The organism is Sphingobacterium spiritivorum, assembly GCF_016724845.1.
GTDB classification, from domain to species: Bacteria; Bacteroidota; Bacteroidia; order Sphingobacteriales; family Sphingobacteriaceae; genus Sphingobacterium; species Sphingobacterium spiritivorum_A.
Map to the genome: position 1 here is coordinate 3,806,372 of NZ_CP068082.1, position 21,237 is coordinate 3,827,608.

General features: G+C 40.6%; 17 protein-coding genes. 9 read left to right on the forward strand and 8 right to left on the reverse strand.

Annotated features, from left to right (window positions below; all coding sequences use genetic code 11):
- Window positions 1-4: 4 nt before the first annotated feature.
- Entirely contained in the window at window positions 5-928 is a 924-nt protein-coding gene (locus I6J03_RS16245; protein WP_003004183.1) for a DPBB and LysM peptidoglycan-binding domain-containing protein, read from the reverse strand.
- Between the two features lie 16 nt (window positions 929-944).
- Complete coding sequence (locus I6J03_RS16250; protein WP_003004180.1) at window positions 945-1,739, reverse strand: hypothetical protein; 795 nt, start codon at window positions 1,737-1,739, stop codon at window positions 945-947.
- On the opposite strand from I6J03_RS16250, the gene I6J03_RS16255 reads away from it, so the two are divergent.
- Entirely contained in the window at window positions 1,738-3,090 is a 1,353-nt protein-coding gene (locus I6J03_RS16255) for an NfeD family protein (RefSeq protein ID WP_201693817.1), read from the forward strand. The genes I6J03_RS16250 and I6J03_RS16255 overlap by 2 nt on opposite strands.
- 76 nt (window positions 3,091-3,166) lie before the next feature.
- On the opposite strand, the gene I6J03_RS16260 is transcribed toward I6J03_RS16255, so the two are convergent.
- Both I6J03_RS16260 and I6J03_RS16265 read right to left on the reverse strand, forming a co-directional pair.
- Window positions 3,167-4,729 carry an OmpP1/FadL family transporter gene (locus tag I6J03_RS16260; protein WP_201693819.1) on the reverse strand — a complete coding sequence of 521 codons (1,563 nt, stop codon included), beginning with the start codon at window positions 4,727-4,729 and terminating at the stop codon, window positions 3,167-3,169.
- Window positions 4,730-4,806: 77 nt separating this feature from the next.
- Entirely contained in the window at window positions 4,807-5,925 is a 1,119-nt protein-coding gene (locus I6J03_RS16265) for a hypothetical protein (RefSeq protein WP_232279628.1), read from the reverse strand.
- Between the two features lie 181 nt (window positions 5,926-6,106).
- Between I6J03_RS16265 and proS the strand changes: the two genes are divergently transcribed.
- From proS to I6J03_RS16290, 5 genes are all read left to right on the forward strand, one after another.
- Entirely contained in the window at window positions 6,107-7,579 is a 1,473-nt protein-coding gene (gene proS, locus I6J03_RS16270; RefSeq protein ID WP_003004169.1) for a proline--tRNA ligase, read from the forward strand.
- A 49-nt stretch (window positions 7,580-7,628) separates the two neighbouring features.
- Window positions 7,629-8,414: a Rossmann-fold NAD(P)-binding domain-containing protein gene (locus I6J03_RS16275; RefSeq protein WP_003004167.1), complete on the forward strand. Its 786-nt coding sequence runs from the start codon at window positions 7,629-7,631 to the stop codon at window positions 8,412-8,414.
- A 31-nt stretch (window positions 8,415-8,445) separates the two neighbouring features.
- On the forward strand, window positions 8,446-9,591 hold the full coding sequence (locus tag I6J03_RS16280) for a cystathionine gamma-synthase (RefSeq protein ID WP_003004165.1): 1,146 nt from the start codon (window positions 8,446-8,448) through the stop codon (window positions 9,589-9,591).
- A 123-nt stretch (window positions 9,592-9,714) separates the two neighbouring features.
- On the forward strand, window positions 9,715-10,497 hold the full coding sequence (locus tag I6J03_RS16285; RefSeq protein ID WP_003004159.1) for a TIGR02757 family protein: 783 nt from the start codon (window positions 9,715-9,717) through the stop codon (window positions 10,495-10,497).
- A 232-nt stretch (window positions 10,498-10,729) separates the two neighbouring features.
- On the forward strand, window positions 10,730-12,088 hold the full coding sequence (locus tag I6J03_RS16290) for an alpha/beta hydrolase family protein (protein WP_003004152.1): 1,359 nt from the start codon (window positions 10,730-10,732) through the stop codon (window positions 12,086-12,088).
- A gap of 76 nt (window positions 12,089-12,164) precedes the next feature.
- On the opposite strand, the gene gap is transcribed toward I6J03_RS16290, so the two are convergent.
- The 4 genes from gap to I6J03_RS16310 form a co-directional block, all read right to left on the reverse strand.
- Window positions 12,165-13,181: a type I glyceraldehyde-3-phosphate dehydrogenase gene (gene gap, locus I6J03_RS16295; RefSeq protein ID WP_003004150.1), complete on the reverse strand. Its 1,017-nt coding sequence runs from the start codon at window positions 13,179-13,181 to the stop codon at window positions 12,165-12,167.
- A 3-nt stretch (window positions 13,182-13,184) separates the two neighbouring features.
- Complete coding sequence (locus I6J03_RS16300; protein WP_003004145.1) at window positions 13,185-13,796, reverse strand: peroxiredoxin family protein; 612 nt, start codon at window positions 13,794-13,796, stop codon at window positions 13,185-13,187.
- A gap of 114 nt (window positions 13,797-13,910) precedes the next feature.
- Entirely contained in the window at window positions 13,911-14,975 is a 1,065-nt protein-coding gene (locus tag I6J03_RS16305) for an AI-2E family transporter (protein WP_003004142.1), read from the reverse strand.
- An 87-nt stretch (window positions 14,976-15,062) separates the two neighbouring features.
- Window positions 15,063-16,058 carry an acyl-ACP desaturase gene (locus I6J03_RS16310; protein ID WP_003001415.1) on the reverse strand — a complete coding sequence of 332 codons (996 nt, stop codon included), beginning with the start codon at window positions 16,056-16,058 and terminating at the stop codon, window positions 15,063-15,065.
- A gap of 190 nt (window positions 16,059-16,248) precedes the next feature.
- Here I6J03_RS16310 and I6J03_RS16315 point away from each other — a divergent pair, with 190 nt between their 5' ends.
- The 3 genes from I6J03_RS16315 to I6J03_RS16325 all read left to right on the forward strand — a co-directional run bounded on the left by I6J03_RS16315 (window position 16,249) and on the right by I6J03_RS16325 (window position 21,221).
- Window positions 16,249-17,472: a cysteine desulfurase gene (locus I6J03_RS16315; RefSeq protein WP_003004139.1), complete on the forward strand. Its 1,224-nt coding sequence runs from the start codon at window positions 16,249-16,251 to the stop codon at window positions 17,470-17,472.
- A gap of 13 nt (window positions 17,473-17,485) precedes the next feature.
- Complete coding sequence (locus I6J03_RS16320) at window positions 17,486-17,905, forward strand: SufE family protein (protein ID WP_003001411.1); 420 nt, start codon at window positions 17,486-17,488, stop codon at window positions 17,903-17,905.
- A 343-nt stretch (window positions 17,906-18,248) separates the two neighbouring features.
- Window positions 18,249-21,221, forward strand: coding sequence for a SusC/RagA family TonB-linked outer membrane protein (locus I6J03_RS16325; protein WP_003004137.1), 2,973 nt, complete (start codon window positions 18,249-18,251; stop codon window positions 21,219-21,221).
- Window positions 21,222-21,237 lie beyond the last annotated feature (16 nt).

Consider the following 21,237-nt stretch of genomic DNA (forward strand, 5'->3'; position numbering starts at 1 on the left):
CTGTTTAATTTTCCAAAGGTACACCATAATTTATTTCTACCAAAAAACGCTTATCCAAAGCTCCTATGTAGGAAGCTGCCGATTTGGATAATACGACAATGGCGTTTTCCGTTTCTGCATTGTCATTAAACTTTCCGACTACTTTGGCGTAAGTGACATTATGCGTCATGGGATTGGTGATTTTGAGTATAGTGCCAATAGGAGCTGTTTTATGAAGTGCAAGGTTGCTCTTTCCGTCCGAATTCAGATTACTCATCCATACCGCAATACCTCGTTCTTTTTTCTCCCGGATACCATATTTATTGGCTGAGATTTCATTGTAAGATGAATCCCGTTCTGTAGAGTCTACACGGGTCGTATCTATGGGTGTCAGAACGATCTTGGGCTCTTCTACAGGTTTCGGAGGTGTAGGTGTGCTGTTCGGAATTTTTAACAGTTGATTTTCCTTCAGTGAATTAGAGGTCAGATTATTCAGTTTTTTGATTTCGTCTACAGATACACCGAATCTTCTGGAGATTGCATATAATGTTTCGCTTTTTCCGACTTTGTATTCTGTAAGAGGAGTTTGCTGCTGTGTATTACCTGTGTTTTTTGACTTTTCCGGTTGAGCAGCTGGTTTTGCAGCTTGCTGAAACGGTCTGCCGGTGGGAATTTTTACGGTATCTCCTGGACGTAAATCCTTGTTGTTGTTTGCAGCCATAATATTTTTGACTATGGCATTGTACTGACGGCCTAATTTATAATAGGTATCCTTTTGTTCAACTTTATGAAGGATGTAAATTTCTCCTTTCACATTTTCAACTCCGATGGAGTCTTTTGGGCTAAAATCTGTTTTCCACGAAGAGGCGTACAGATTTGAAATAGAAAAGCTAGCAAAAGCAATGACAGCTATCTTTTTATAAAGAGATGATTTCAATAGTTTGTCCATGATAAAAATTATGCAATTATACTAAATACGAAACAATTTCCTGTTTATTATAGGCCATAAGAAATATTTGATCGTCAATTTGAAAATAAGGCTGAGGAATCATTTTAGAATTCTGCTCCAGCAGGCAGCATCTGTGTATCTCTCTGTATTGATCAGAAATACAGATATTCAGGTCAAATTTATCCTCCTTCCGGGTGTGATAGCACCAAAGATACCGTTGTCTGATCTTGCTGATCCACATCGTGTCTTCGTATACTGTCGATTGTAAAAAATGCGGTAAATTTCCGTTATAAGCTAACGGAAAGCTGATATGATTAGCACAATACTGGATTTCGCTATCCGTTGTTTGTAACGGAGTTCCGGTAGAAAGGGAAATATATTCTTCAAATCCGGAACTGATGGTATGATGTCTTACTTTGAGTAAACCTTTGAAAATGTCAATCAGCAAATACTGATGCCATTGTTGAGTAATTGTACGAGACGGAATATGTAATACGGTAATTCCTGCTGCATAAGGGGTATTGGTGCCTAATTTTTTGAGAATCAAGTAGTCCCCCTGAATATCTGCCAGCGTCCATTCTTTAGTTTTTAACCTAAAGTTGTCTAATAATCGGGTACCTGTAAAACTAATAACATGAAAAGCAGGCAAAGTACTTTCCTGATCACGGGTTTCCACAGCCAGTAACCGGGTATTGGAGTCGGCTTCAATTTTCCAGATAGGATCCGAAAAACTTTCCGCAAATACTTTATTAATTGTATATTTAACCATTACGCTCAACACAAATTTCAACCAGTCAATGATTGAATACATGAACAAATTTACGAAAACCTTTTTAACCATGCTATTTCTGATGTCATGTTTTGCGATAACAGCAGTACAGGCACAGGAAGTGTATCATGTTCGTATCCATGATGAAATAGGCCCTGCCGCATGGCGTACATTCGACAAAGCCACTAAAAGAGCTTCAGAATTAAAGTCGGCTTATATGCTGGTCGAGTTGAATACATTTGGCGGAGCAGTCAATTATGCAGATTCTATACGAAGCAGGTTGCTCAACTCTCCGATGAAGACAGTTGTGTATATTAATCATAATGCGGCTTCTGCAGGCGCATTGATTGCTATGGCTTCGGATTATATCTATATGCAAAAGGGGGCGAGTATAGGAGCTGCCAGTGTAGTGGATGCAAAAGGGGAGGTGCTGCCGGAAAAATATCAGTCTTATATGAGAGGACTGATGCGTGCTACAGCTGAAGCAAAGGGCAGAGATCCGAAGATTGCGGAGGCTTTTGTCGATCCCTCAGTCTCCCTCCCAAACCTGAAACCTGACGGCAAACTGCTTACTATGACCGCAGACGAAGCTGTAAAGGCCGGCGTAGCTAAAGCAGAAGTGTCTGCAAATAAAGAAATATTTATTGATCTCGGTATTAGTAAACCAACTGTCACTGTGCACGAAGTAGGGATGATTGATAATATCATCGGCTTTCTGATCAACCCGGTTGTAAGCGGAGCACTTATTCTCTTGATTATCGGAGGTATCTATGCAGAAATGCAGACTCCGGGAATCGGATTTGCCTTAGCTGTTGCACTTATAGCTGCTGCATTATTCTTTGCCCCGCTTTATATGGAAGGATTGGCGGCGCATTGGGAAATCGCACTCTTTTTTATAGGCGTGATACTCATCGCGTTGGAAATCTTTGTTATCCCGGGATTCGGGGTCACAGGTATATTGGGGATTATCTGTCTGGTCTGCGGGTTGGCATTCAGTATGGTATCTAATGATTATTTTGATTTTAAGCTTGCACATCCGGGTATGTTGTTTAATTCTTTTCTTATTGTAATAGGCTCGATGTTTCTGGCCGTCATATTAATGGTGATCTTTGGTAAGAATATTTTGAAATCTTCCGCCTTTAAGAGACTTGTACTGGAAGATGAACAAAAGTCGGATCAGGGATACACTTCTTCTGTATCAAAGGCTGATCTTTTGCATAAACAAGGTGTTGCAAAAACTGTTCTTCGTCCTTCCGGTAAGATAGAAATAGATGGAGTATGGTACGATGCGGTCGCGTTGGATGGGTTTATAGATGCAGGAGATCTTATATATGTAGAGAAACATGAAAATTATAACCTTTTCGTTCGTAAGATAGAGGAGCTAAAAGGCTAACAGCTAAAAACAGATATTATAAAAAAGGCTCGGATTCTTCAGAATCCGAGCCTTTTTTATAATGATAACCTTTGGTTTAGAATTTTGCACCCAAGGTCAACACTGCATTTGTGCGGTTATTTTTGATTTCTGCTACAGGGTTGGGAGTCTCCCAGAATCCTTCTTCAAAAGTATACGGACTTTCGTAATACTTCAGCATATTGTGTACTACCGCTACATCCATATAAAGGGAACTGGATAATTTTACACCCAGACCTAAAGTGCCCGTATAGTGGCTGTAGTCTGCGTTCTTATATGGATTACCATAATAATTAAATCCGGCACGACCACTTATAATGTTGGTGATCAGATATTCCCCGCCAATTCTGGCATTTATTGCCGCTTTGTACATACCTTTGACTGATTTTTCCATATCTACTTCCATCTGTGGATTATAGCGGTTAGGCGATCTGAATTTGGTTGTAGAATAGTCTGTCAGATCTGCATCTGCGGTAATAAGACCTCTTGGGAAAAATTTTGTAACACCCAGACTGTATTGAAATGGCGTAATGATATTGATATCATCTTCCGTGTTATAAGAGTCTGACTTGTAAGGATCTAATGCTGTGGTTCCTCCTGTATAATAGATATCCGTATAGGAATTTGTATTGTCCTGTACAGCTATCCAGGTTGGTGTCTTGATGGTAAGTCCCAGATTCCAGTCCTGTGCAGGTTTGTATATCATACCTAATTTGAAATCCACTCCTGATCCCTCTGTATATTGATTGTAGTAATCGTCAAGTGCATATTTGATTCCTACATATTTGCTTTCTGCTTTGGTAGGGTCAAGATATGGGGAGTTTGGGTTTCTACCTTTGATCTCATCGCTGCTTTTAGTAGATCCTTCTTCTGTAAACTTCTGTGCAGTCTCATATTTGAAAGAAACCATCGAGAAGGAAGCTCCTATATAAAATTTGTTGCTGTAATTCGCTCCGAAAGAGAGCGTTGTTCTTGAACGATCTCCTTTTTCAAGAATATTATTTTGCTGATATTTATCCGCTCCTTCTTTTGCCAGGGGGAAATACCCTCGTTTATCAATATCCGCATAGCCTTCCATAAAATAAGAACTATACAGATCTTTCCCCCAGGGTGTATTATCCTGTGTATACATCAGATCTGCTAGTGTCTGCCCCTTGGTGCTTTCGTTATTGGTTCCTGAATACAGAATCTTGTTGCGAAAATTGTTTGTTTTATCATAACTCAGACCAACATTAAAATTAAGCCATCCTTCTGTCAGATCTGCTCCTAATCCTCTTGCTGAAGGAAAATGGAAAACAACACCGGCATTATCAATCAGAAAACGACCCTGATTCTGACTGTTGGACTGACCGAAATAATTTGTCTTGCTGTTATTATTGAAATAATTAAAGGTGACACCGATATCTGACTGCCCGTAAAATCCTAAACCTGCTGGGTTGCCGGCAATGGAACTCAGATCGCCTCCTAAAGCGGTCTGTACATTACCCATACCTTTGAAACGTGCTGTTCCTCCAGGATATTCCTGAGAGAAGAGAAGAGCTTCTTTTTCAAATTGCGCATGTGCTGTTCCTATTATTCCACAAAGGAAAAATGATGAAAGTAGTAAATGTTTGATATTCATACGTAAATGAAGTATTTATTGCAAAATAATAGTCAATACGCTAGAGCATATTGACTATTAGTACGTTTGTTCATGGTTTAACGTCTTCCGGAACGTCCAGAGCCTCCGCCGGATGAACCACCTCCCGATCTGGAGCTTCCGCCACCCATGCTAGGGGATGCAGATCTGCCCGAAGATGGCGCAGGTGTATATGACGGTCTGGATGCCGGTTGATCATATGTTCTGCCTGAAGAAGAACGACCTGAAGATGTTTCTCTTGATCTGGTGTCAGCCGGACGTGATGTAGAGCGGGTAGACGGTGTCACGCGTTCTGAAGTCCCTTGTCTTGAGCTGGTTCTGCCTGAGTTAATATCTCTGTAGATTGCGTTGTTATCTCTTGCTGTTCCGGATCTACCTGATGCAGTTCCAGTTCTACCTGAACTGCTTCTGTCAGTACCGCTAACTGCAGATCTGCCGCTGGTCGAACGTGATGATCTTCCTGAGCTCGTACCTGTGATTCTGCCATTTGCATCTCTGCTTACCGCTATACCGCTTCTGTTGCTGCTTCTTCCTGAAGATGCACTTCTTGAAGAAGTTCTTACATTAGAATAATTATTACGGTAAGCTGTCGAACGATTGGATGCTACACGGTAATTACCTGCGTAATGTCCGTTGCCGTAGTAAGGATGACCCCATGAGTTATAGTATGAATTATATCCCCAGTAATTGCCCCATCCGAATCCGGGATAACCGTATCCGTAGTAAGGGTAACCACCCCAGCCGAAGCCTCCGCCCCAACCGAAACCACCACCCCAGCCAAAGCCAAGTGACCATCCGCCACCCCAGCCCCAACCTAGGCCTAATCCAAATCCGCTATATCCGTACCATGGATCAAACCATGGATCGTAATACGACATACCGGGTGAAGAATAATAGAATCTGTTGATTCTGTTTGCATATTCCAGTTCGCCCATGTCATCATATCCACCGTTGTTATATTCATCGTCCGAATATTCGTCCGAATAATAGGAATCATCCTGTGCATATTGATCTCCGTCAGTATAATAATAATCCGGACTCTGATACACTCTCTGAGCCTTAGATTGGTTATTATAGACATCATCTCTATAGGTGATTTGCTTATTGGTTGAGCAGGAGCCAAGTGCTATGACCGCGGCTATTGCCAACCCACCGAATAATAATCTATTTTTTTTCATGATTTCCATACCAGTTAACCTTCGACAATTACAGTCTTATTTGTTATCTTAGACGCCGAATTAAGCGATTAGTTTAACGCGTCCTGTAAAATAATTTAAAATTACGGATTTTAATCCATTCACTACTTATAGAGACGGAAATTAATCACATATTGTTACATATTTTTGAAGAAATACACATATGAGTAAAGGAATTACGAGTAGAGCAGAAGATTATTCACAGTGGTATAATGACCTTGTGATCAAGGCGGATCTGGCCGAATATTCAGCGGTAAGAGGATGTATGGTGATCAAACCATACGGATATGCCATCTGGGAACGCATGCAGGCGATTCTGGACAAGATGTTTAAAGATACCGGTCATAGTAATGCTTACTTTCCTTTATTTATCCCCAAATCTTTCTTTTCTAAGGAAGCTTCTCACGTAGAAGGGTTTGCAACGGAGTGTGCCGTAGTTACACATTACCGCCTGAAGAATGACGGGGCCGGAAATATTATTGTTGATGAAGATGCAAAACTGGAAGAAGAACTGATCGTAAGACCGACTTCGGAAACGATTATCTGGAATACCTACCGCGGCTGGATAGAATCCTACCGTGACCTGCCGATTCTGGTGAATCAGTGGGCGAATGTTGTTCGTTGGGAAATGCGTACACGTTTGTTTTTGCGTACTGCAGAATTTTTGTGGCAGGAAGGACACACTGCTCATGCGACAAGTCAGGAAGCTATAGAGGAAACGGAAAAAATGTTGGGTGTATATGCCTATTTTGCGGAAAACTACTTAGCTGTTCCTGTGGTAAGAGGTCGAAAGACTGAAAACGAACGTTTTGCCGGAGCATTGGATACCTATTGTATTGAGGCTTTAATGCAGGATGGTAAGGCTTTGCAAGCGGGAACTTCTCACTTTTTGGGACAGAACTTTGCAAAGGCTTTTGATGTCAAGTTTACTTCCAAGGAAGGTAAACAGGAGCATGTCTGGGCATCTTCCTGGGGAGTGTCTACCCGTTTGATGGGAGCGCTTATCATGGCACATTCGGACGATCAGGGATTGGTATTGCCTCCTATGCTGGCGCCTATTCAGGTGGTGATCGTGCCTATTTACAGAACGGATGAGGAAAAAGCAAATATCGATGTTTTCGTAGATGGTTTGAATGCTGAGCTGAAAGCAAAAAATATTTCTGTCAAATACGATGACCGTGATACACAACGTCCGGGTTTTAAATTTGCAGAATGGGAACTTAAAGGAGTGCCTTTGCGTGTAGCTGTTGGTGCACGTGATATGCAGAATGATACTGTTGAACTGGCCCGCAGGGATACACAGACCAAAGAAACAGTTTCTCAGGAAGGATTATCGGGTCTGATTGAAGGTTTGCTGGATACCATACAGGAGAATATTTTCCAGAAAGCGCTGACATTCCGGGATAGTCATATTACGGAAGTGAATTCTTACGAAGAGTTTAAGGATGTACTGGAAAACAAAGGCGGATTTATTTCCTGCCACTGGGATGGAACTGTCGAAACTGAAAAGCGTGTGAAAGAAGAGACTAAAGCGACTATTCGTTGCGTGCCTTTAGATGCTAAGGAAGAAGAGGGAGTATGTATCTTTACAGGTAAACCTTCTAATAAGCGAGTTTTATTTGCTAAAGCTTATTAATAATAATTGATTGACAATAAGAAGTTTTACTTCTTTAAATTACTGATATATGCGTTACCTTATATTAGGTTGCGGTTGGGTAGGAGAATATATTGCCCGTTTGTGGATTGCTGAAGGGCATGAAGTATGGGCATCTACTACCTCATCAGAAAAATACCATCGGCTGTTGTCTGATGGTATTTTTGCTTTTGTGCATAATTTTGATGATGACAATGCTATTCCGGATAATTTTCCGGAAAGCTTTGATTATATTCTGGTTAGTATACCTGCGACTAAGCGTCATAGTGAAGACATCCTTGTCAAAAGATTTGATCGTGTATTCGGGTTTGTCTCGGGACTGACTTATAACAAACTTATTTTTCTCAGTTCTGTAGGAATCTATCCGGATATTTCCGGTGATATGTTTGAGAACGGATGGGAGAGTAATCAGCTTGATGCAAAGTTGTTAAGCGCTGAAGAATCTATGCGGCGGCTTAGTGGGGTGATTGTATACCGGCTGGGGGGCTTATTTGGTCAGGAGCGGATTTTTGCCAAGTATTTTCAGCACAAGGTGTGTACAACCGGCGGGCAGCTTTGCAATTTTGTTCATCTGGAAGACGTGGCTGCATTGATCCGTCTGGGGTTTGATTCTGATCTTACAAACGGGCTGTATAATGTAGTTACTCCAGCTCATCCGCTGAAGCATGATGTGATCTTAGCTTCGGCACGAAAGTATGGTTTTGCTGTTCCTGAAGCTTTTCGGGATGAGGATTCTTTTCAAAAAAAGGTACACGGATCTTTACTTCAGGATGAACTGAATTATACTTTTAAATTCCCTTCTCCGTTAGATTTTTGATAAATTTACATTTCACTAAATAAACAGAATAATGGCTTATAAATTTGCAACAAAAGCGATTCATGCCGGTCAGCAGTCAGATCCGACTACCGGAGCCGTCATGACCCCTATATATCAGACTTCTACATATCAGCAGGCTTCTCCGGGAGATCATAAAGGTTTTGAATATTCGCGGGGAACTAATCCTACGCGTAAGGCTCTGGAAGATTGTCTGGCGGCGCTGGAAAACGGAAAGCACGGACTGGCTTTTGCAAGCGGTATGGCTGCTACGGACTGTGTGCTGAGACTGTTGAAACCGGGGGATGAAGTGGTGACAGGTGATGATCTGTATGGCGGGTCGTATCGTATATTTACAAAAGTATATGAGCAATATGGTATTACTTTCAAATTTGTCAATACATCTGATGCCGAGGCGGTGCGTGCTGCCATCACGGATAAGACAAAACTGATCTGGGTAGAAACACCAACAAATCCTACGCTGAAACTGGCAGATATCGAAGCTATCGGTCAGATTGCCAAAACTGGGAATGCGCTTTATGTAGTCGATAACACATTCGCTTCTCCTTATTTACAGAATCCTCTGGATCTGGGAGCAGATATTGTAATGCATTCGGCTACGAAATATATCAACGGGCACTCTGATGTAGTCATGGGAGCTTTGATCCTGAATGATGACGAATTATACAAACAATTGTGGTTTTACTATAATGCCTGTGGAGGTACTCCGGGACCTCAGGATTCTTTTCTGGCACTTCGCGGTATCAAGACTTTGCATCTTCGTATGGAGGCTCATTGTGCCAACGGACGCAAGGTGGCAGAATTCCTGAAAAATCATCCTAAGGTAGAGACAATTTACTGGCCGGGTTTTGAAGATCATCCTGGACATGAGATTGCTAAAAAGCAAATGCGGGATTTTGGAGGAATGATTTCTATTGTCCTTAAAGGGGCGGATATGCAGGAAACTTTCCGTATTTCTTCTCGGTTCAAGGTGTTTACGCTTGCTGAATCACTGGGAGGAGTAGAATCGCTTATAAATCATCCGGCCACCATGACACATGGCTCTATACCGAAGGAAGCAAGAGAAAAGGTAGGAGTAGTGGATAATCTGCTCCGTCTTTCGGTAGGTATTGAAGATGCTGATGATCTGATTGAAGATCTGAAACAGGCATTGAGTTAGTATTACTTTTTATCTGGGGCTGTCTCAAAAATATCTTTTCATAGCTTATCTGTTTCCAAATCTTAGGATAGGAATCTTGTTATAGCATGTAAGTATCGGATTTGAGACAGCCTTATTTTTTAGATGACCATGTCTGATTTTAATATAAAAGAATTTCTGGATCAAAAGGTTGAGCAATACAATCAGCCTGGTTTTATTCCAAATGATCCTATTTGTATTCCTCATTTATTTTCCCGAAAACAGGATATTGAGATCATGGGTTTTTTTGCTTCTGTTCTGGCCTGGGGGCAGCGCAAAACTATTATTAATAAATGCAGGGAGCTGATTGACCGTATGGATGGAGCTCCTTTTGATTTTATAATGCATCATCAGGAGACTGACTTGAAACAGTTGCTGGGATTTAAACACCGTACCTTTAATGATACAGATCTATTGTATTTCATCTCCTTTTTCCGATATCATTTCTCAGTGTTTGATTCTTTGGAAGATGCCTTTTTGATTGGTCAGGAACAGACTAAAGAAGTTTCAGTAGAGAAAGCACTGAATGCTTTTAAGGCTTATTTTTTCTCTTTACCTGATTTTCCCTTACGTACCAGAAAGCATATCAGTGCTCCTGTACAAAAATCAACGGTAAAGCGTATAAATATGTTTTTGCGCTGGATGGTACGTCAGGATGACAAGGGTGTAGACTTTGGAATCTGGACCCGGATTCATCCAAAGGATCTGATTTGTCCGTGCGATCTTCACGTGGAAAGAGTGGCTCGTAAATTCGGGTTGATTACGCTAGATAAAGTGAATTGGAAAACGGCTCTTGAACTTACCGTCAATCTCCGGATGCTGGATCCGATGGATCCGATTAAATATGATTTTGCATTATTTGGACTGGGAGTAGAAAGGGAAATGTAAAAATCTTATGGCCGCCTATTTTATGTAATTTGGACTAGAATCTTCCTGATTTGTAATTTTTTTTCTTTAATGATAATTGTGTTTCTGAGTATTCTTTAAAAAACTGTATATTAGCTGGATAGGTTTGTGTTTAAGATTAAATGTGAAGGGTAATTCGTGTTTTCTGGAGTTCTTCTGTGCAGTTAATTGTTTAAAACCTATTACACTAACACATTGTTTTATAAACACCATCATGAGAAAATTGAAACCAGTTTTTACAGCGGCTTTGTTATTTGTTATTTTAAGTTTTAGTATCCTTAATTTATATGCTCAAAGCGGAAAGGAATTGCAGATTACAGATCAAAAATCCACATTAAAAAATTCCAGTTTTTCTTATTTTTTAGCATATTTTAAACGTAATCTGGAAACTGAGAATCTGGAAAAAATAGAATCAGTTTATTATAATAAAACCATTCATACGCCTCTTCTAAAGATTGAAAAGGAAAGAGTTTGGGAACTTTGGAAAGAGGCTAACAACGAGAGATTGGCGACCTTGCCTTCTGCAAGTAAAGATGGAAGCGAATTTATCTGGGATATTCCACAGGGACAGCGTATGAAAATACAAACCTTTACTAAAGGAGAAAAACCTGCTTCCGGATATCCTTTTTTCATCAACCTGCATGGGGGAGGGGGATATGGAGATCTGTCAGGCCCTTGGGATTCTGAAACAAACTCTGATGAATGGACTGCAGCCAAAATGCTGGGTAAAGCCTATCAGGATAGTTCAAGCTATTATTTTGTACCCAGAATGGCTGATGACAGGATCGGAAGATGGTATTATCGCCCTCAACAAGTTTCCTGGCTGAGGGCCTGGCAACTGGCTGTACTTTCAAATGAAATCGATCCTGACAGAACGTATATATTGGGGATTTCGGAAGGTGGATACGGGAGTTTCAGAATGGGAACTTTCTACGCAGATTATTTTGCCGGCCTTGGACCTATGGCAGGGCCGGAAACTGAGGAAGCTGCTCCTATAGAAAACCTAAGGAACACCTCTGTTCGCATAGAAGTAGGAGAATTTGATCGCGGATTCGATCGTAATAAAATGGGAATCTCCTGGAAGCAAAGACTTGATAGTGCAGCTTTGGTTAATCCGGGATATTTTAATCACGTGGTGAACATTCAGACTGGTAAAGGGCATGGTATCAATTATTATAACGTGACTCCATGGTTGATCAAACAAAGTAAGCGAGTGACTTATCCCGATGTATTATCCTTTATGTATTATGACACGGACGGTGATTATAGAAAGGGTTTTGGATATGTGCGATTAGACGGATTGAGTAAAGAAGGAGGGAGGAAATCCTTTAAAATTGAAAAGAACGGAAATAACTATGATATTACTACACAGGAAGTGAAAGGTAAGGTCTCCGGAAAAATTAGCCTTTATGTAGATAAAGTAGACTTTATAAAACCCGTAAAAGTCCGGCTTAATGGAAAAGAGGTCTTCAACGGGAAAGTTAAAAATAATTTTGCTGTAATAGTGGAGAGTATAGCGCTATTTGGTGATCCGGCACGTATTTATGCCGCTAAAATAGAATTGGATATTTAGTAAAGTAATCTAGTTTGGACCCGTAGTAAAGGGGAGATGTAAATATAAGTCTGCAAGCAACTGCTACAGTGTTTTTTTACACTGTAGCAGTTGTAGAGTCTATTTTTAACAGCAGATCTACGAGTCTGTTGGAATATCCGAATTCATTGTCGTACCAGCCGACTACTTTTACAAGCCCGCCTACAATAGAGGTCAGTTGCGAATCAAATACGCATGAGTAGGGATTATTTATAATATCTACAGATACAATGGGATCTTCAGTATAATACAATACTTCTATTAATGAGCCATTTGCAGCAGCTTGAAACTTTGCATTGATTTCTTCTACTGTAGTCTGTTTTTTTAGGGTACAGGTGAAATCTGTGAGCGATCCGTTTAATACGGGGACACGTATTCCTGCGCCTCCTAACCGGCCTTCTAAATGTGGAAATACATTGGTGATGGCTTTCGCTGCGCCTGTACTTGTGGGTATAATGGAGGAAGATGCTGCACGTGCACGACGCAAATCACGATGTGGGGCATCATGTAAATTCTGATCCCCTGTCATGGAGTGGACAGTGGTGATGTACCCGTCTTCTATTCCCCAGTTTTCATCCAGAATCTTTACCAATGGCGCTACATTATTCGTTGTGCAGGAGGCATTGGAAAGTATAGGAGCGGATAAGTCGAATGACTGATCATTGATACCCAAAACTATAGTAGGAATCTCTTTGTCAGGTGAAGGGGCAGATATAATGACTTTTTTTGCTCCGGCCTTCAGGTGTAAAGCCGCCTGCCCGCCGGAGGTAAAATGTCCTGTAGATTCAATAACAATATCTATTGCGAGTGCTGTCCAGGGAAGAAGCTCCGGATTTTTTTCTTTGCTGACCTGTATCTGTTGTCCGTTGATAAACAGGTGATTTTCATCATAGCTTACGGTGCCTTGAAAAGGGCCGTGTACCGAATCATATTTGAAAAGGTGTGCTAGTGTTTTGGTATCCGTCAGGTCATTAATCGCTACTACGTGCAATTGTTCACCGACATTCCTAAGAAGAATATTTCGAAGTGTATGTCGTCCTATCCGTCCAAATCCATTGATCGCAATATTGATCATGTGTTATTTTGTGTAAGCTGCAATAATCTCGTTAATGTTTTTGTCACCTTCCCAATGCTCTTTAAGCTGTCCGTCCGGACCGTATACATAATTAGCCGGGAATTGTGAAGGAACATGGAATTTTTGGATAAACTCCTGATTGCGGTCATACAGTAACTCTACGTTTGATTTACCGTTTAATTTTGGTCCGAAAGTGTCAAAAAATGAAGCCATTAAAGCAGGATCATTCATGGAAACGAAGTAAACGTTTACTCCTTTTATCTTGTCGTAGTTGTCGGACAGGGCAGTGGCTTCGTGTTGACAGTGGCTGCATCCCGGATCGAAAAGAACGAATACAGAGTTTTTATCTTTCGCAAGATCGACTTTTCCAAAGCTGATGCCTGATTTTAGTTTGTAAAATGTGAAATCAGCAGGCAATACTCTTGCGATTTCTTTTGTCATCGGCGGAGTATCCTGAGCGGGAGTATGAGCTGTTTGTCCTGCATGCGGGTCTTCTGCAGGTGCAGCTGTCTGCTCTGAGGATGTCTGTGTGGCTTGTTTGTTTTCTGAATTGCAAGAGAAAAGCAGAGATGCTGTAAGCATACTCATCGCTCCTAAAACTAACTTCTTATTCATATGGATATTGCTCTTAATGATATTATGGCTTCAAAACTATGAAAAAAATATAAGTTTAAAGGTAAGAATACTGTTATATGACAGTAGACTGTTCTTTTCAAAAATGTATTTGCTTCAGGGGAGCGTTTTATCTTCTGATGCATCAGGTATACCACTGTTGGAACGTCCGTATTCATTGCTGTAGACCTTTAGTAATACACCTACAGAGGATAGAATAAGGGGCCCGAAAATAACACCCAGCATTCCAAAAAGTTTCAATCCGAGGAGTACTCCGAATACTGTGATCAGCGGAGGGACATCTCCTAATTTTTTGAGTATAGTAAATCGAAGCACGTTGTCAATACCGCCAATAACAATAAATCCGTACAGCAATAATCCTATACCATTCCCGATCTGCCCATTGGCAAACAGGAATATAGACAGCGGTACATATACTGTCATAGTCCCCAGTACCGGGATTATGGTAGATACAGCCGTCATTCCTCCCCAGAGAATAGGGTTTTCAACGCCTAGAAACCAGTAACCTATCATGGCTACAAAGCCCTGACAGAGCGCCAGTATAGGGATTCCGATGGCATTTGACCGAACCATCATATTGACCTCAGTCCACAACTCATTTTTACTTTGTGTTGAAAAGGGGATAGCATGATATATTGTTGATTCCATGCGTTTGGAATGTACCAACATAAAGTAGAGTACAAATAAAGATACGAGAAGGTTGACTCCTACCTCTGCGATCGAGTTGAGTATGCTGGGAAGGTAACGTGTGAGTTTTTGTAAGATATTTAACAATGCTTCTTCGGAGAGGTCGACATTTTTTAGTAAAGGTACAGTTGCTATATAATCTTTTATTGAATTGAAATTTTTGATAATATCATTTTTATCGCCAACAAGATTTGTCAGCTCAGGAGTGATGTAATTTATAATTCCCCAGGTCGGAAAGACAATAAATACAACTGTAAGGAGCACCATGAGCAGGCTGACGAGCGACTTGTTCCATTTTCTCTGTTCTGTCATTTTGAAATAGGCATTTCTAAAGAGAATATATAAGGTAACGGCTCCCAGAAATCCGGGAAGGTAGTACGATAGATTGGTGAAGATGAGTATGCAGATCAGAATGATAATAATGATCAGCATGATCTGATTGATAGAATTGTTATGTATTTGCTTGTACTTCATCCTGAGATCCGGTTTATTTTTTTAATAAATATCATAAAATAGTTTAACAAATAAAAAAAGCGCTAAACTATTAGCGCTTTTTAAGTTTTATCCGTAGATCCATTTGAATTTATATTCTTTCAATGGTGTTTTCATGCGGTCTGCCAACCGGAGCAGGCGATCGGGTAATTTGAGCAGATAATCTCTTGCTTTCTCTGCCTGTTCATTAAGTCCGGTCAGTTTATCTATATTCCAGTCTGTATTTAATTCTTTCAGGATATCAACATAATCTATTGCTGTATATACACCCAGACGTTGTGCTGCATCGGAAAAGTGAGCAAAAGCCTCTCCCTGAGGTTCTCCGGATTCTCTTAAAAATTGTGCCGGCATAACGATTTTTTTGCGCATCATGTCTTCAAATGCCAGAATGACTTCGCTTGCATCTACGACAAGTGCCTGAGAAATAAAAGACATATACGCTTTTGCGTGTCTGGCTTCGTCTGAAGCGATGACACCACACATTTTTGCAAGAAGTTTGTCTCCGTGTTTTTTTGCCAAACCAGCTACCCGGCGGTGTGATACGTTGGTCGCTATTTCCTGAAAGGAGGTGTAAATAAAATTACGATACGGATCTCTTCCTGTACCGATATCAAATCCGTCCTGTATAAGGTATTGAGCCGAACGCTCAAATTCTTTCATGTTAACACGCCCGGTGAGGTATAAATATTTGTTCAGTAAATCTCCGTGACGATTTTCTTCTGCAGTCCATGCGCGCACCCATTTCATCCATCCTCCCTGCTCATTTTTCTCCACATCATCCACCATAGTCAACCATGATTCGTAGGTAGGAAGGGCTTCTTCGGTAAGTGTATCGCCGATAAGTACTGCAACTAAATCATAAGAAAGTTCTTTGGCACTTTCCTGCAAGTCTCTTACCTCTTCAAAGAATGTATCTCTGGAAGCATCAGGCAAAAAATCTGCCGGTTGCCACATTTCTTCAACAGGCTTTAAATATTCGCTCATCTCATTCAGCATGAACGGCTCCAAATAAGTCATGACCTCTTTACGGGATCCTTCTGGTATTTGTTGGTTTAATTCTTGCATAGCATACAAAGGTAACTAAATAATGATTAATTGTATTTTAATAATTTCATAATTTGAATGGAAAGTGATGCAAATCATATTGTTTAGAGGAATGTTAATTCTATCGATTTTTCAAAAGAATACAGTGTGCTGACGTATTTTTTGTCTAAATACTATTAACTTTGTCTACTTTAATAAACGTGTATACATTTTGAAAAATTTCAATATATCCCAAATCAGGGCCGATTTTCCTATTCTTTCCAGGTCGGTAAACGGCAAACCTCTGGTGTACCTGGATAATGGGGCTACCACACAAAAACCTCAGCAGGTCATAGACGCTATTGTTCGGTATTATACGGATATGAATAGTAATGTGCACCGCGGAGTACATTTTCTGAGTCAGATTTCTACCGATGCATTTGAAGTTACCCGCCGTAAGGTGCAGGCCTTTATCAATGCTGCTCATGAACATGAGATTATTATTACGACAGGTACTACTCATGCTATTAATATTGTAGCGACCTGCTTTGGTAAAGCTAATATCGGGAAAGATGACGAGATCATGATATCTGCGATGGAGCATCACTCTAATATTGTGCCCTGGCAGATGTTGTGTGATGAGGTAGGTGCAAAATTGAAAGTTATTCCTATGAATGAAAAGGGCGAACTGGATATGGATGCCTATCGCGCGCTTTTTTCTGAAAAGACTAAAATCGTATCTTTCACTTATGTGTCCAATGCCTTGGGTACAATCAATCCGGTGAAAGAAATGATAGAGATTGCACATGAGCATGGCGTACCGGTGCTGGTAGATGCTGCACAGGCGATTCAGCATATTCCTTTGGATGTACAGGATCTGGATGTAGACTTTCTGGTTTTCTCCGGTCATAAAATGTATGGTCCGACGGGAGTGGGTGTATTGTACGGTAAAGAAGATTTACTGAATGCTATGCCTCCGTACCAGGGTGGAGGAGATATGATCAAGGAAGTAACGTTTGAAAAGACTACCTTTAACGAACTTCCTTTCAAATTTGAAGCGGGTACGCCTAATATTGAAGCAGGTATCTGTCTGGGTGATGCAATAGATTATATTAATGCTATCGGACTTGATCAAATTGCTGAATATGAAGCAGAGTTGCTGGCGTATGCAACTGAAAAGATGTCCGCAATTCCGGGAATGAGGATTATCGGTACTGCCGATCACAAGTCCTCTGTATTATCATTTGTAATAGATGGTGTGCACCCATACGATGTGGGTGTGATACTGGATAAGCTGGGAATAGCTGTTCGTACGGGACATCACTGTGCACAACCTGTCATGGATCAGTTTGGTATCCCGGGAACAGTACGTGCTTCTTTTGCATTTTACAATACTAAGGAAGAGGTAGATCAGCTGGTAGCAGGAGTGGAGCGTGCTGTAGGTATGCTAGTCTAAATTAAAGTAAAATATGACAATCAACGAGATACAAGATGAACTCATAGAAGATTTTTCATTCTTTGAGGATTGGATGCAGAAATACGAATATATTATTCAATTGGGTAAAGAATTGCCTTTGGTTGATGAACAATATAAGACGGAAGATTATACCATTAAAGGCTGTCAGTCTAAGGTCTGGTTACATCCGGATATGGAAGACGGAAAGATTATTTTCAAGGCGGATAGTGATGCTGTGATCACAAAAGGGCTGGTCAGCCTGATGGTGAAAGTATTGTCGGGTCACACGCCTAAAGAGATAGTGGAGTCAGATCTGTACTTCATTGATCGTATTGGTTTGCGTGAGCATTTGTCTCCGACACGTGCCAATGGTTTGCTTTCAATGGTGAAACAGATGAAACTTTATGCCGTGGCGCTGCATGCAAAAAATTAACTGAAGTTATCATTTATCAGAGAAGGAGGTTTCGTTATTCGCAACCTCTTTTTTTTGCTCCCTTCATTTTCTTTTATATTTAATTTATAAATAATAAGAATATTATATATTCATTATACGTAAATAAAAGTGTGTTGTAAACACGAAAACGTTATAGTTAGTTACGCAAACGGTTGTGTTTTTGTGACATTCTTAAGTGTCGTTCTATAGTTCTAATATTGCCCTACCAATTAATTAACATAGAACTAACAAGGCTATAAACCTGATGAAGAGAAAAGCCATTATAAACCTTGAAGTCTCTAAGTTTTTTTAGGTAAAAGTGTTCATCTTTTAAATCCGTTAAATGAAAAAATTATACGTTGTTGCTACGGTTTTTTCTCTTATTGGTGGATGTTTGACGGGGATCGTTTCGGCTTCTCCGGGAACTAAGTCACGAAGTAAGGGAGTTACTGGTTTCGGGATAACCAATTTTTCCAAAGGGCAGGTTGATACCACGCAAGTTGACTCAGTCCTCATTTATGATCTGAGTGCTGCCAAGCCTTATTTGGGAAAGGACAGTCTCGCTATGGAAGCTGCCAGATTGAGACCTTTTGTATCGGTACAACAGATGCTGAAGGGAAATCTCTCGGGAGTGTATATCCAGGAATCTTCCGGCGAACCCGGAACAATCAAACAGGGAGTAACTGTAAGAGGTATTTCTACGCCTGTATTACATGCGACAGACTTCAATAAGAATAAGCCGCTGATTGTTGTCAATGGAATTCCGCTGACGGAGGATCCTGCAATTGTATATGATATTCAGAATTATACAATACAACCTGTAGGATCAGCAACCAATATTAACACGGTATTGGATCCGGACAATATCGAATCTATTTATGTATTGAAGGATTACAGTACTGCGGCTATCTACGGACCAAGAGCAGCGAACGGAGTTATTTATATAACTACCAAAAATGCATCTGCAGGGGAGAGACGTATCAGTGTTAACGGTCATTTCGGATTTGCGACGCCGTCGAATGTATCTACGATAAACGGAGAATTTGAAAAGAATTTCCGAAAACCATTTTATGATCGCTATGCAGATATCCTGCAGCAGGCTTCTTATCCTGCTTATCTGAGTGATTCTTCCAATGTCAATTATTACGGTCCTTCAAACTGGACAGATCTGTATTATAAAACATCTCCGATCTATTCCGTAAATGGTAGTCTGGTCGGTGGAGGAAATCGTTCTAATTTCAGATTTTTTGCAGGACATACTTCAGATGCAGGAGCGGCTGATGCAGCGAAGTTCAAAAGATATCAGGGCGCATTCTATATCAATATGGTTCCTCTTCCCTGGTTGACCATCTCCAGTATGATACATGCTACTCGTCTGGACCGCGATCGTAATAAATCGATCATCGAACGGTTTGGTGAGACCCGCTATGTGCCGGATCTGAGTACACCTATCTCTCCGAATAAAGATATGTATGGCTTATATCTGAAGGAGTATGATAAAACTATTGATGAGAATTTCAATAACAGTATTATCGGTTATTTCGCACTGAATTTTGCTATTCTGAAGAACCTTAGTTTTTCTCCGAAGCTAATGATGGATTACAATGAGAATACAAGAAACGTATTCTGGCCTTCAACGCTTATGTCAGGCAATAATTATGTTTCCAATTACTTCGGCTATAACGAACGGATGGTATTTGATAATACGCTGAATTACTTTTATGATGTCAATGATAAAGATCGTTTAAGTTTTGCGGGAGGATTCAACTATCAGGCTGATGTACAAAAATATAATTATGCACAAGGCTACAGAGGGCCAAACGATTTTATTAAGGTCAACGTAGTGGAAGGAAATTCGCAGTATGCTAATTATCTGCAGTCTATAGGTTTTATCCCATACTATTATTCAGACAAGATCCAGCACAGACTGGCTTCGTTCTACGGAAAACTGAACTATACCCGCAAAGATGAATGGAATGTAGGAGCATTGATCAGAAATGACGGTTCATCTGCCGTACAACCTTCTGAACGTTGGTTTTTATCTTATGCGGTCAATGCGGATTATAATCTGAATCATGTTATAAAATCTGACTTCTTCGATTACTTCAAAGTACTGGCTTCCTATGGCCGGCTTGGAAATATTCCGACCACAGACCGGGATGCTGCGGGACCTCAGTATGCCTCTGAACTGGGCTGGGATGGTAATAAGGCTGTGTTTTCATATAATGGATTAGGAACATTGAGCCGTCCGTATCAGTCGGGCTGGGTAGGTTACGATCTGCCATGGTCCTATACAGAAATGTTAAATGTGGGTCTTGATGTTTCTCTTATGAAAAACATGCTTACGGCCAGAGTTGATTTTTATAATAAAGATAATAAGAACGCTATTTTTAACGTGCCTATCGTGGCAGAGTCCGGATATCAGTTCGAACGAAAAAGCGGAATGGTGGTCAATAATAAAGGAGTGGATCTGACGCTGAATTTTAATCTTCCTTCGAAAAACGATTTCTCATGGAACAGTTCTCTTAACATCTCTTATAACAATAATAAGCTGAAAGCTTTACCAAACGGTCTGCAGGAGATTGAAATCGGAACCCGAAAACTGGCTGTAGGTGAGCGTATCGATCACTTTTGGTTATTGCAGAACAGAGGAATATTCAACAACGACCTGGATGTACCGGTGAACCCGTCGACTTACAAAATCCTGACGTATAACGGTACCGATATGAAAGGCGGAGACCCAAGGTGGGTAGATGTGAACGGGGATTATGATATCAATAATAAGGACCGTCAGTTAATGGGTAATATTTTCCCTAAGTACACGGGAGGATTCTATAATCAATTCAAATACAAGTCTTTTGATATCAGTGCTTTGCTTTATTTCAATCTGAAAAAAGATATCCTCAATTCTCAGGCCGCCAGCTATTATGATTTTGCCAATCAGGATGAGTCCAACGCTATCGGAGCGGTAAGAGATATTACATTCTGGGAGAAAAATTTTGATGATAAAGCCTATCCTTTATATAATCCCTGGTCTCCGGTATCGCCTTATCAGGCAGAGCAGGATATGTTTCTGGAAGACGGTTCATTCCTGAAACTGAGAAATCTCACTTTGGGATATGATATGACCAAACTGATGAATCGGAGTAAGGATAGATTTTCAAAATTTTATGTGTACGTGAGCGGAAGCAACCTGTGGACCCTTACAAAGTATACGGGAAGAGATCCTGAGTTAGTAGATTTTTATGGATATGACACGGGTTTGGGTCTGCGGATTCCGAAGACATTCATATTAGGTGTTAAAATGGACTTGTAATCATAGGGTTATGTTA